At 72.8% G+C, this 12,164-nt stretch carries 8 protein-coding genes; 4 read left to right on the forward strand and 4 right to left on the reverse strand.

Translation table 11 applies throughout. The annotated features are described in order from the left end of the window. Positions 1 to 22 precede the first annotated feature (22 nt). On the reverse strand, positions 23 to 2,980 hold the full coding sequence (locus ADK86_RS25365; RefSeq protein ID WP_053698657.1) for an FAD-binding and (Fe-S)-binding domain-containing protein: 2,958 nt from the start codon (positions 2,978 to 2,980) through the stop codon (positions 23 to 25). Positions 2,981 to 3,056: 76 nt separating this feature from the next. Further along, on the reverse strand, positions 3,057 to 3,515 hold the full coding sequence (locus tag ADK86_RS25370; RefSeq protein WP_053698658.1) for a MarR family winged helix-turn-helix transcriptional regulator: 459 nt from the start codon (positions 3,513 to 3,515) through the stop codon (positions 3,057 to 3,059). A gap of 96 nt (positions 3,516 to 3,611) precedes the next feature. Here ADK86_RS25370 and ADK86_RS25375 point away from each other — a divergent pair, with 96 nt between their 5' ends. The 3 genes from ADK86_RS25375 to ADK86_RS25385 all read left to right on the forward strand — a co-directional run bounded on the left by ADK86_RS25375 (position 3,612) and on the right by ADK86_RS25385 (position 6,317). Further along, positions 3,612 to 5,462 carry an ABC transporter ATP-binding protein gene (locus ADK86_RS25375; RefSeq protein ID WP_053698659.1) on the forward strand — a complete coding sequence of 617 codons (1,851 nt, stop codon included), beginning with the start codon at positions 3,612 to 3,614 and terminating at the stop codon, positions 5,460 to 5,462. Positions 5,463 to 5,544: 82 nt separating this feature from the next. Then, positions 5,545 to 5,889: a hypothetical protein gene (locus tag ADK86_RS25380; protein WP_053698683.1), complete on the forward strand. Its 345-nt coding sequence runs from the start codon at positions 5,545 to 5,547 to the stop codon at positions 5,887 to 5,889. A 5-nt stretch (positions 5,890 to 5,894) separates the two neighbouring features. Beyond that, the gene (locus ADK86_RS25385; protein WP_053698660.1) at positions 5,895 to 6,317 is read left to right on the forward strand and encodes an ASCH domain-containing protein; all 423 of its coding nucleotides are present in this window, start codon (positions 5,895 to 5,897) and stop codon (positions 6,315 to 6,317) included. A 14-nt stretch (positions 6,318 to 6,331) separates the two neighbouring features. Here the strand turns inward: ADK86_RS25385 and ADK86_RS25390 are convergent, their stop codons facing one another. Then, positions 6,332 to 7,507, reverse strand: coding sequence for an SGNH/GDSL hydrolase family protein (locus tag ADK86_RS25390; RefSeq protein ID WP_053698661.1), 1,176 nt, complete (start codon positions 7,505 to 7,507; stop codon positions 6,332 to 6,334). Between the two features lie 327 nt (positions 7,508 to 7,834). Here ADK86_RS25390 and ADK86_RS25395 point away from each other — a divergent pair, with 327 nt between their 5' ends. Continuing rightward, on the forward strand, positions 7,835 to 8,905 hold the full coding sequence (locus ADK86_RS25395) for a hypothetical protein (protein WP_234346026.1): 1,071 nt from the start codon (positions 7,835 to 7,837) through the stop codon (positions 8,903 to 8,905). Between the two features lie 42 nt (positions 8,906 to 8,947). On the opposite strand, the gene ADK86_RS25400 is transcribed toward ADK86_RS25395, so the two are convergent. Next, complete coding sequence (locus tag ADK86_RS25400; protein ID WP_053698662.1) at positions 8,948 to 12,136, reverse strand: glycoside hydrolase family 2 TIM barrel-domain containing protein; 3,189 nt, start codon at positions 12,134 to 12,136, stop codon at positions 8,948 to 8,950. Between the last annotated feature and the right edge of the window lie 28 nt (positions 12,137 to 12,164).

Here is a 12,164-nt window from a genome sequence, read left to right on the forward strand (position 1 = left end):
CACCACGCCCCCACTCAGCCCCTCACCTCCCCACCCGAGTAGCCCCCTCCAACGCCAGCAGAACCGAGTGGTATCCCCGGCCGTTCGTGGCGTGGTCCATGCCCACCTCGCACATCCGGTTCGCGGACAGGTGCGCGTCGAAGTGGCGGGACGTCACCTCGGCGGCCTCCTTGGCGGTCGCGGCCTCGGTGAGTTCCTTGTGCAGCATGCCGCGGTCGCCGGCGAAGGCGCAGCAGCCCGCGTCGTCGGGGACGACCACTTCCCTCGCGCACGCCTCGGCGACGGCGCGCAGCTGCACCTCGTCGCCCAGGTGCCGCATGGAGCACGTCGGGTGGAGCACGGCGGAGCCGATCGTACGGTGGATCTCCAGGTGCGGCAGCAGTTCCTCGGCCGCCCAGACCACCGAGTCCACGACGGTCAGTTCGGCGTGCAGTTCCCGGTTGTCGGGGGTCAGGTACGGCACGACCTCGTGGGCGATGCCCAGCGTGCACGAGGACGCGTCCACGACCAGCGGCAGCCGCCCGCCCGCGGTCCAGCCCCAGGCCGCTTCCACGATGCGGTTGGCCATCACCGCGTTGCCCTCGTCGTAGCCCTTGGAGTGCCAGACGGTGGCGCAGCAGGTGCCCTGCACGTCGGAGGGGATCCACACCGGCTTGCCCGCGCGCGCCGACACCGCCACGACGGCCTCGGGCAGGGAGGGCCCGTCGAAGCCGTCCGGTTCCCCGAAGATGCGGTTCACGCAGGCCGGGTAGTAGACCGCGGCGGCTCCCACCCGCCGGGTGGCGGGCAGTCCGCGGGCCGCGGCGCCGGGGATCTGCGGCAGCCATTCCGGTACGAGATCGGGCCGTACCGCCTTGCGCGCCGCGCCCGTCAGGGACTTCAGCAGCCGGTCGGCGCGCCCCTCGCCGATCCGGTCGCCGATCTTCGCGGCGGCGGCCACCGCCAGCCGCGCCGACCGTTCCACCGCCTTGAAGTGCCGGGCCGTCAGCGCCGCGGCGCGTTCCTCGGCGGGGGAGTGGCGCCGGTGCCGGAACTCCTTCATCATCACGCCGGTGTCGATGCCGACCGGGCAGGCCAGCTTGCAGGTGGAGTCGCCCGCGCAGGTGTCCACCGCGTCGTAGCCGTACGCGTCCAGCAGGGCGCCGGTGACCGGCGACGCCGGGGCCTGGCGCATCATCTCGCGGCGCAGCACGATGCGCTGACGCGGCGTCGTGGTGAGGTCCTGGCTGGGGCAGGTCGGTTCGCAGAAGCCGCACTCGATGCAGGGGTCGGCGATCGCCTCGACCTGCGGAATGGTCTTCAGGCCGCGCAGATGGGCCTTCGGGTCGCGGTCGAGCAGGACGCGCGGGGCCAGGATGCCGTGCGGGTCCACGGTCCGCTTGATCCGCCACATCAGTTCCGTGGCGCGCGGGCCCCACTCCAGTTCCAGGAACGGCGCGATGTTGCGGCCGGTGGCGTGCTCGGCCTTCAGCGAGCCGTCGAAGCGCTCGACGGTCAGCGCGCAGAACTCGTCCATGAAGGCGGCGTAGCGCTCCACGTCCGCGGGCCGGGCGGCGTCGAAGGCGAGCAGGAAGTGCAGGTTGCCGTGGGCGGCGTGGCCCGCGACCGCCGCGTCGAAGCCGTGCCGGTCCTGGAGTTCGAGCAGCGCCGTGCAGGCTTCGGCGAGCCGGGACGGCGGTACGGCGAAGTCCTCGGTGATCAGCGTCGTACCGGACGGGCGGGAGCCGCCGACCGCGGTGACGAACGCCTTGCGGGCCTTCCAGTACCCGGCGATGACCGCGGGATCGCGGGTGAACTCGTTGGTGACGGACGCGACCGGGGCGACCAGCTCCAGGCCCGCCAGCACCTTGCGCGCGGCCTCCTCCTGGGCCTCGCGCGCCGCCTCGTCGGGCGCGCGGAACTCGACCAGCAGCGCGGTGGTCGTCTTCGGCAGCTCCGCCCAGTCGGCCGGTACGCCGGACACGCTCACCGAGGCGCGCAGCGTGTTGCCGTCCATCAGCTCGACGGCGATCGCACCCGCCTCGTTGAACAGCGGCACGGCCGCAGCGGCGGCGCTCAGCGTCGGGAAGAACAGCAGGGCGGTGGAGGTGTACCGGTCCAGCGGCAGCGTCTCGAAGACGGTCTCCGCGATGAAGGCGAGGGTGCCCTCGGAGCCCACCGCCAGCCCGCGCAGGATCTCGGCGGGGGTGGCGCCGTCCAGAAAGGCGTCCAGCCGGTAGCCGTTGGTGTTCTTGATCTCGTACTTGGCGCGGATCCGGGCCATCAGCTCCGGGTCCGCCTCGATCTCCGCCTTCAGCGCCAGCAGCCCGCGGCACAGCTCGGGCTCGGCGTGCGCCAGTTCCTCGTCGGCGGCCGGGTCGCCGGTGTCCACGATGGTCCCGGAGGGCAGGACGAGGGTGACCGAGGCCAGCGTCCGGTAGGAGTTGCGGGTGGTGCCCGCCGTCATGCCGGACGCATTGTTGGCCACCACGCCGCCCAGCGTGCAGGCGATGGCGCTGGCCGGGTCCGGGCCGAGCAGCCGGCCGTGCCGGGCGAGCGCGGCGTTGGCCCGTACGACCGTGGTGCCGGGCCGGATACGGGCGCGGGCGCCGCCGTCCAGCACCTCGACGCCCGCCCAGTGCCGGCGCACGTCCACGAGGATGTCCTCGCCCTGCGCCTGCCCGTTGAGCGAGGTCCCGGCGGCCCGGAAGACGACGCTGCGCCCCTTGCCGTGCGCGTAGGAGAAGACCGCGGAGACGTCGTCGATGTCCTCGGCCAGCACGACGACCTGCGGCACGAAGCGGTACGGGCTCGCGTCGGAGGCGTACCGGACCAGGTCGGAGACGTGGTGCAGCACCTTGTCCGGGCCGAGCAGCGCCGTCAGCTCGTCGCGCAGCCGCTCCGGGGTGCCGGACGCCTGCCGGTCCGTCACCCGGTCGTGGTACGGGCCTTCGGTGGCGGCCGGCCGCAGGGCCTCCGGCTTCGGTTCCAGCAGGGGCATGACGACGTACCTCCGGTCCGCTCGGCTCGCTCGGGCGGCCGGTCCGGCGTCCGGAGCGGCCACCCGGGCCAGTGTTTCAGCAGCGGGTGGCCGCCCCGTCGACGAGGGTGGACAACAGGCCGCCGAGCACTTCCCGCTCTTCGGCGGTCAGTGGTGCCAGGATGTCCCGTGCGGCGGCCCGGCGCGCGCCGCGCAACGCGCGCAGCGTCGAACGGCCGGTGTCGGTCAGCTCGATCCGTACGACCCGGCGGTTGGCGGGGTCGGGCACCCGGCGTACCGCGTCCTTCGCCTCCAGCGCGTCGACCAGCGTGGTCACCGCCCGTGGCACGACCTCCAGGCGCGCGGCCAGGTCGGCCATCCGGGGCGCCTGGTCGCGGTAGTGGTCCACGATGCGCAGCAGCCGGGTCTGCGCGGGGGTCAGGGCGATGTCGAGGTCTTCCATGTGCCGCTGCTGCGCGCGGTGCATCCGGCGGGTGAGCCGCACCAGCTGCTCCGCCAGGTCGGGATCGGTGGGGGCCGGGTCGGGGGAGGACATGGCCGGAGGATATCAGGACCAGGTTCATTGTGAGTATAGGTAACAATGAACTATGCTCGGCGGCACCTTGTTCCCGTACCGCCTCCGAAGGAGCCCATGCGCCCCGACGTACCCGAGTGGACGCCGCCGCCCCGGGACCCGGCCCAGCCGGCCCAGGTGCGGCGCATCCTCGCCCTCTTCCGCCCCTACCGCGGCCGGCTGGCCACGGTGGGCCTGCTGGTGGCCGCCTCCTCGCTGGTCTCGGTCGCCTCCCCGTTCCTGCTCCGCGCCGTCCTGGACGTGGCGATCCCCGGACGCCGTACCGGCCTGCTGACCCTGCTCGCCGCCGGCATGATCACCACCGCCGTGCTGACCAGCGTCTTCGGCGTCCTGCAGACGCTGATCTCGACCACCGTCGGCCAGCGCGTCATGCACGACCTGCGCACCGCCGTCTACGCCAAGCTCCAGCGCATGCCGCTGGCGTTCTTCACCCGCACCCGCACCGGCGAGGTGCAGTCCCGCATCGCCAACGACATCGGCGGCATGCAGGCCACCGTCACCTCCACCGCGACCTCCCTGGTCTCCAACCTCACCTCGGTCGTCGCCACCATCGTCGCCATGATCGCCCTCGACTGGCGGCTGACCCTGGTCTCCCTGCTGCTGCTCCCGCTCTTCGTCTGGATCAGCCGCCGGGTCGGCAACGAACGCAAGAAGATCACCACCGCGCGGCAGAAGCAGATGGCCGCGATGTCCGCCATGGTCACCGAATCGCTGTCGGTCAGCGGCATCCTGCTCGGCCGCACCATGGGCCGCGCCGACTCGCTCACCAAGAACTTCGCCACCGAGTCCGAGCGGCTGGTCGGCCTGGAGGTCCGCGCCAACATGGCCGGCCGCTGGCGGATGGCCACCATCGGCATCGTCATGGCCGCCATGCCCGCCCTCATCTACTGGTCGGCCGGACTCGTCCTCCAGATCGGCGGCCCGCAGTTCTCCCTCGGCACCCTCGTCGCCTTCGTCACGCTCCAGCAGGGCCTGCTGCGCCCCACCGTCTCGCTGCTGTCCACCGGCGTGCAGATGCAGACCTCGATCGCGCTCTTCCAGCGCATCTTCGAATACCTCGACCTGCCGGTGACCATCACCGAACCGGCCCGCCCGGTACGCCTGGCCGAGCCGCGCGGCGAGATCCGCTTCGAGGACGTGACGTTCGCGTACGACAGCCCCGAGCCCGGCGCCGGGCCCGCTCCGGCGACCCTGCGCGACATCGACCTGACCGTCCCGGCCGGCACCAGCCTCGCCGTCGTCGGCGCGACCGGCAGCGGCAAGAGCACCCTCAGCTACCTGGTGCCGCGTCTGTACGACGTGACGGCGGGCCGCGTCACCCTGGACGGCGTCGACGTACGCGACCTGGACTTCGACTCCCTCGCCCGCGCGGTCGGCGTGGTCTCCCAGGAGACCTACCTCTTCCACGCCTCGGTCGCCGACAACCTCCGCTTCGCCAAGCCGGACGCCACCGACGACGAACTGGAGGCCGCCGCCCGCGCGGCCCAGATCCACGACCACATCGCGGCCCTGCCGGACGGCTACGAGACCCTTGTGGGCGAGCGCGGCCACCGCTTCTCCGGCGGCGAGAAGCAGCGGCTCGCCATCGCCCGGACGATCCTGCGCGACCCGCCCGTCCTCGTCCTCGACGAGGCCACCAGCGCGCTGGACACCCGTACGGAGCACGCGGTGCAGCAGGCGATGGACGCACTCTCCAAGGGCCGTACGACGATCACCATCGCGCACCGCCTGTCCACCGTCCGCGACGCCGACCAGATCGTCGTCCTCGACGCGGGACGCATCGCCGAACGCGGCACCCACGGTGAACTCCTCGCCGCCGACGGCCGGTACGCGGCCCTGGTACGGCGTGACGCACACCTCGTCCCCAACGGTGATCAGCCCCTGTCCGCCGATCTGACGCATGGGTAAGGTCGGCTCCGACCGCGCCGGACCGACCCCAGGAGCGCCCGTGGCAGCCGCCGACCGCACCACCGACCGTTCCGCTCTGACGATGGCCCGGATGCTCGGCGGCATGGGGGCGCTCCACTTCCTCGCCCCCAGGCCGTTCGACGCGATCGTGCCGCGCGCGCTGCCCGGCTCCCCGCGCACCTGGACGTACGCCAGCGGCGCCGCGGAACTGGCGGTCGCCGCCGCGGTGGCCCTGCCGCGCACCCGCCGGGCCGGCGCGCTGGCCGCCGCCGGCCTGTTCGCCGCCGTCTTCCCCGCCAACATCAAGATGGCCCGCGACTGGCGTCACCGCCCCGCGCCCCTCAGGGCCATCGCCTACGGCCGCCTCCCGCTCCAACTCCCGATGGTGGCCTGGGCCCTCCACACGGCCCGCACCGCCCGCCCCTGACCCCCATGACTCAACAAGAGCCGCTGCCGCCCTTCGAATTCGCCTTCCCGGGCCCCCTGCGGGACCGGCTGGTGGCCGCCGTCCTCTCCGGCGCCAAAACCACCACCACGGGCCTGCTGGCCGACTACGAACACGCGGGCGACCCTCTCCCGCAGGCAGGCGAGCGCTATCAGGTCCCCGCCTCCGACGGCCGACCCGTGGCCGTCATCGAGGTGACGGAAGTACGGGTGCTACGCCTGGCCGACGTGGACCTGCGACACGCCGTGGACGAGGGCGAGGGCCACGAGACACTGGCCGACTGGCGGGCCGACCACGAGACCTTCTGGCACAGTCCGGAAATGCGCGAGGCCCTGGGCGACCCGGGATTCAGGGTGGACGACGACACGCTGCTCGTAACGGAACGGTTCCGGGTCGTCGAGCGCCTGTAGGACGGCACGAGCGCTCACAGCGCTCCCAGGTCCACCGCCCCCGCCATCGCCCGGTACCCCGCGTCATTCGGGTGCTTGCGATCGCCGCTGTCGTACGCGGGCAGGAGGGCGTACGGGTTCGACGGGTCGGCGAGGGCCGTGGCGAAGTCGGCCACCGCGTCGAAGGCGCCCGAGTCGCGTATCCACGCGTTGATCTCCTGACGCTTGGCCTCCGAGACGGGGGTGTGGTACTCGGCGCCCTCGAAGGGCAGGACCGTGCCGCCGATGACCCGTACTCCGGCCGTGTGGGCCTGGGTGATCAGGTCGCGGTAGCCGGCGATGAGCGCTTCGGCGGGCTGGTCCGGGTTCGGCCGGTACGTCGGGTACGCGGCCGGGTCCACCTCGCTGAAGCCGATGTCGTTGAGGCCGACGAGCACGATGGCGGTCCGTACCCCGGGCTTGTCGAGAACGTCCCGCCGAAAGCGCGCGCCGGCCCGTTCGCCGAACCAGGGCGCGTCGCTGAGCAGCAGGTTGCCGCCGATTCCGGCGTTGAGCACCGGGCGTGCCAGGCCGGCCTCCGTCAGGCGCTCGGCGAGCGCGTCCGGGTAGCGGCGGTCGGTGTCGGTGGTGGAGGAGAACCCGTCGGTGATCGAGTCGCCGAACGTCACCACGGTGTCCCGGCGGGCCGGGCCGCCGGCCAGTTCCACGTCGGCGAGGAAGTACCAGGAGACCGTGGTCTCGGTGAAGACCGCCGGGTCCGCGGCGGTCAGCTGGTCGCCCGCGGCGCGGTAGGCGGTGGTGAACGCCTGGGCGTGGAAGGTTGCGGGGCCGGTCGGCCGCGCGAAGTACAGGCTCACCGTCAGGTGGTCGAAGGGGGCCACGGGCAGCTCGGCCGCGTCGCTCCAGATCTCGCCGCCTGCGGGGACACGGGCGGTTCCGGCGCCCGCGAAGGTCAGGCGGCGGGTGGTTCCCGCCTGGACGGCCGCGCCCCGGTCCGTACGGGCGAGAGCGGCGCCGGTGACCTCCAGAGGAGCCGTGCCGTAGCGGTTGGAGAGCTTCACGCGGGCCGCGGTGCCGGAGCCGGTGACCCGGACGACCTGACGCACCGTCTGGTCGGCGAATCCCTCCTCGGCCCAGTTCTTGTCGAAGCCGCTGCTGGGGCGCTGGACGGCGGTGCTCCAGCCGGCCTGCCACCCGGTGGTGTCGTGCATGACGGTCGCTCGCTTTCTGCCGTGAATCCTTCCGCGGATGCGGTGATCACGAGTCTGCTGAGCGGGCGCCCGGCCACCCAGCCCCCCGGGCTGCGTACGCACCGGATGCCTACCCACGCCAGGGTCACCCTGCGGCCGAAGGCGGGAGCCGGGGGTGGCGAGCGGGTGAGAGTGCGGTGCGGCCCGGCCGGTCGAAGTTGGCGCAATCTTGATCGTGATAGGGCAGACAGCGTGCCGAGCGGAGTTTCACTCGATCACACCCGGCAAGGTGCACGACGCAACCACCTCACCCCACAGCACCCACCCCTACGCACACTCGGAGGCGACGTGGTCGACAGCGCTCCCGGCCGGCCCACGGCGGACGACGGGCACCCGGCGGCCCGGCGGGCGGCCCGCGCACCCGCCGGCACCACGGGCCCGGGCGGGCACCTGACGCGCGGGCCGGGCCGCCGCGGCGTCCTGGCCGCCACCGCGGCGGCCGGCCTCGGCCTCCTCACCGCCTGCGCGGGGAAGGCGGACGGCGACGCGTCACCGCCCGGCGCGGCACCGCTCCGTACCGGCGCGGCCACGCCCGGCCCCTCGCGCAAGCCCGCCAAGAAGCGCCCCCAGCTGCCGCGCGGCGGCCGGCAGCTGTTCCCCCGATACCAACTCGCCGGCTTCTGCGGCCTGCCCGGATTCGCGGCCCTCGGCCGCCTCGGCACCGGCGACCTGGACGAGCGCGCCCGGGAGATCGAGAAGCTCGCCCACACCTACGCCGGCGACCGCGAACCGCTGCCCGTCCTGGAACTGCTGGCCACGGTCGCCAACGCGGAGGCGGGTTCCGACGGCACCTACCGTTCCCGTACCGACGCCGACACCGTCCGCCGCTTCCACGCGGCCGCGCGCAAGCACCGCGCGCTGCTGCTCCTGAACATCCAGCCGGGCCGCGCCCCGGCTCTGGGCGAGGTCAAGGCGCTGCGCGAATGGCTGGTGCACCCGGACGTGGGCATCGCCCTGGACCCCGAGTGGGAGATGGGCCCCGGCGAGAAGCCCGGCGACACCTACGGGAGCACCGACGGCCGCGAACTCACCGAGATCGCCCGCTACCTCTCCGGCCTGGTCCGTGAGCACGACCTGCCGGAGAAGCCCTTCATCTTCCACCAGGTGGCCTCCTCGGTGGTCCGCGACCAGCACGCGTTCCGGCCGCAGCCCGGCGTCGCCGCCGTCAAGTGCGCCGACGGCATCGGCTCGCCGGGCCTGAAGCGGGAGACCTGGAACCACCTGGTCAGAAACATGCCCCGGGGGATGCACACCGGCTTCAAGCTCTTCTACGAGGAAGACCCCAAGGGCAGCCGCCTGATGACCCACCAGGAAGTGCTGGCCCTGCGCCCGCAGCCCGAGTACGTCATGTACGAGTAGGTGCCCCCGCCGGGCCGGAGCGGGGGCAGTGGACTCACCGCCTCAGGCGGGCCGCAGCCGGTACGCGTAGCTGTAGGGCCGGTCGGCACGCAGCAGGTACGTGTCCAGCGGCGGCGCGCCCCACGAGTCGTTCCCGCCGACGCCCATCTGCCGGTGGTTGACGCCGAGCACCGTCTCCGGGCGCCGCTTCAGCTGGTACGGATGCTCGTGCCGCTCGCTCTCCAGGTCGGACGGCGCGTAGTGCAGGGCGCTCAGCTCCAGCAGCGGCGCGCCGTCGCCCGGCTCCGCGCGCACGATCAGCCCCGTACCGTCGCGGCCGGTCAGCGAGGCGCTGCGCACATCGGTCACGTTGCCGGTCTGCTGCGGCCGGACGTACGGGCCGAACTGGGCGTCTACGCTGCTGCGGTAGCGGCCGACGAACGCCGCCGTGCGCCGGTCCCAGTAGTTCTCGTGCGGCCCCCGCCCGTACCAGCTCAGGGTCTCCAGCCCGGCCGGTACGGTCAGCAGCGCGCCCACCATCGGCAGGTCGGGCAGCCGGCGGCCCGGCGTGAGCGTGTGCCGCACCCGTACCTCGCCGTCACCGCGCACGGTGAAGACGGTGTTCCAGCGGGAGGCGGAGGGCCATGTGGGCAGCGTGGCCGTGACCTCGACGGTCACCTCGGCGGCGGACGGCTGCGCGGTCTTCACCCGTGTCACGGTGCGCCGGGCGCCCGCCTCGCGCCAGGTGCGCAGCGACTGGTGCGCGTCGCGGCCGATGTCGTTGTCCGTGGGCCCGCGCCAGAAGTTGGGCACCGGCCCGGCGGCCAGCAGCGCCCGCCCGCGGTGGCGGTAGGCCGACAGGGTGCCGCTCGCCTTGTCCAGGACGAGTTCGAGGTCGCGCCCGGTGACGGTGACCGCCCGGTCAGACTCGGTGAGGCGGAGCGGCGGCAGTCCGGCGGGGGAGGGCTCGGCGGGCGCGGGGGCGCGCCAGGGCAGCGCGAGCTGTTCGGCGGCGATGCTGTGGCCCGCGTCCGCCCAGGAGGTCGCGTGGCGCAGTACGAAGGTGAGGTTGAGCCAGTACTCGGCTCCGGGCGCGGGCCGCTCGGGCCGGGTGAAGGGAATCCGTACGGTCGTCTCCTGGCCGGGCGCGGCCTGGGGCGCGGGCAGCGTGCCGTGCTCGATCCGCTCGCCGTCGCGGGTGACCTCCCAGCGCAGCTCGTAGCCGTCGAGGCCCAGGAACAGCTGCCGGTTGGTGATCCGTACCGTGCCGGCGGCGAGGTCGGCGGCGGCCGTCCGGACGGCCTGGTAGACCTTCTTGACCTCGTGGATGGCCGGGTGCAGCACGCGGTCGGCAGAGACGATGCCGTTGCAGCTGAAGTTCCAGTCGGTCGGGTAGCCGGGATGCCAGTCGCCGCCGTAGGAGAGGTATGTGCGCTTCGGGTCGCCGGGGACGGGCAGGCGGATGGCCTGGTCGACGAAGTCCCAGATGAAGCCGCCGTGCAGGTTCGGATAGCGCTCGAAGACGTCCCAGTACTCCTGGAAGTTGCCGGTGCTGTTGCCCATGGAGTGCGCGTATTCGCACAGGAGGAACGGCTTGGGGTTGCCGGACTTCCCGTAGCGCTCGACCTCGTCCGGCTTGGCGTACATCCGGCTCTCGATGTCGGCGACCGCGTTCATGCCCTCGTAGTGCACCGGCCGGGACGGGTCGCGGCGGTGCGTCCAGTCCGCCATGGTGCGGAACGTGCTGCCCTGGCCCGCCTCGTTGCCCAGCGACCAGACCACGACGGACGGATGGTTCTTGTCCCGCTCGACCATCGACCGCATCCGGTCCAGACAGGCGTCGGTCCACTCCGGCAGGCTCCCGGGCAGCCGGTCGCGGACCCCGTGCGACTCCAGGTTGGCCTCGCCGACGACGTACAGGCCGTACTCGTCGCACAGTTCCAGCCAGCGCGGATCGGCCGGGTAGTGGGAGGTGCGGACGGCGTTGATGTTGTGCTGCTTCATGATGCGGATGTCCTGGAGCATGCGCTCCTCGGGGACGGCCTGCCCGTGGTCGGGGTCGGTCTCGTGCCGGTTGACGCCGCGGAAGACGACCGGCTGCCCGTTGACGGTGAGCGTGCCGGGCCCGTACGCGACGGACCGGAAGCCCACCCGGCTGCTCTGCACGTCCACGGTGCGGCCCGCCGGGTCGGTGAGGGTCAGCACGAGCGTGTAGAGGTACGGGGTCTCGGCGGACCACAGGCGCGGGGCGCGGACGGTGGCCTTCGGCTCGACCGTGGCCTCGGGCCCGTCGCCGAAGCGGACCTCGGCGGTCAGCGGCGCGGGCAGCGCGGGCCGCCCCCGCTCGTCGTACAGCTCCGCTCTGAGCCGGTGCGCGCCCGCCGCCGCCCCGCCCCGGTTGCGTACGGTCGCGGCCACGGTCAGCTCCGCGTCGCGGTGCGCGGCGTCCAGAGCGGTACGTACGTGCAGGTCCTGGAGGTGTACCGGGGCGATGGAGTACAGGTACACATCGCGGAAGATCCCGGACAGGTCGATCATGTCCTGGTCCTCCAGCCAGCTGCCGTCGGACCATCGGTAGACCTCGACGGCCAGCACGTTCGTACCGGGCCGCAGCCGCTCGGTGATGTCGAACTCGGCCGGGGTGTAGCTGTCCTCGCTGTAGCCGACCCGCTCGCCGTTGACCCACACGAAGAACGCGGACTTCACGCCCTGGAAGGAGAGCAGGGTCCGGCGGCCGTCCCAGCTGCCGGGGACGGTGAAGGCGCGCCGGTAGGAGCCGACCGGGTTGAAGCCGTGCGGGACGTGCGGCGGCTGCGGGTCCTCGTACCCGATCCACGGGTACTTCACGTTGAGGTAGATCGGCTCCGGATAGCCCTCGATCTCCCAGTTGGACGGCACGGTGATGCGGTCCCAGCCGCTGTCGTCGTACGGGGGCGCGAAGAAGTCGCGGGGCCGCTCGTCGGGATTCCTGGACCAGTGGAAGCGCCAACTGCCGTTGAGGGAGCGGTAGTACGGGGACGCGCGGAACGTCCCGGCCCGTGCGGCCCTGGTGTCGCCGTACGGGATCAGGCGGGCGCGGGCCGGTTCGCGGTTGACCTGGAAGATCCGCGGTGCGGCGTCCCACTCCTCGCCGAAGGCGACCGAAGGGACGGAGGCGGCGAAGGCTCGTTTCTGTGCGGCGAACGCGGCCCACCCGGCCAGCGCGGCGCCGGTGGCGAGGAAGGACCGGCGGTTGATGCGACGTACGTTCATGAGACAGCTCCGAACGTAAGGCAACAGG

This window comes from Streptomyces sp. NRRL F-5755, from assembly GCF_001279365.1.
Lineage (GTDB): Bacteria > Actinomycetota > Actinomycetes > Streptomycetales > Streptomycetaceae > Streptomyces > Streptomyces rimosus.

What these genes read in the sequence shown, in the direction of transcription:
- ADK86_RS25375 (WP_053698659.1), top strand. Translation starts at nt 3,612, where the DNA reads ATGCGCCCCGACGTACCCGAGTGGACGCCGCCGCCCCGGGACCCGGCC.
- ADK86_RS25390 (WP_053698661.1), bottom strand. Translation starts at nt 7,507, where the DNA reads ATGCACGACACCACCGGGTGGCAGGCCGGCTGGAGCACCGCCGTCCAG.
- ADK86_RS25385 (WP_053698660.1), top strand. Translation starts at nt 5,895, where the DNA reads ATGACTCAACAAGAGCCGCTGCCGCCCTTCGAATTCGCCTTCCCGGGC.
- ADK86_RS25370 (WP_053698658.1), bottom strand. Translation starts at nt 3,515, where the DNA reads ATGTCCTCCCCCGACCCGGCCCCCACCGATCCCGACCTGGCGGAGCAG.
- ADK86_RS25400 (WP_053698662.1), bottom strand. Translation starts at nt 12,136, where the DNA reads ATGAACGTACGTCGCATCAACCGCCGGTCCTTCCTCGCCACCGGCGCC.
- ADK86_RS25380 (WP_053698683.1), top strand. Translation starts at nt 5,545, where the DNA reads ATGGCCCGGATGCTCGGCGGCATGGGGGCGCTCCACTTCCTCGCCCCC.
- ADK86_RS25365 (WP_053698657.1), bottom strand. Translation starts at nt 2,980, where the DNA reads ATGCCCCTGCTGGAACCGAAGCCGGAGGCCCTGCGGCCGGCCGCCACC.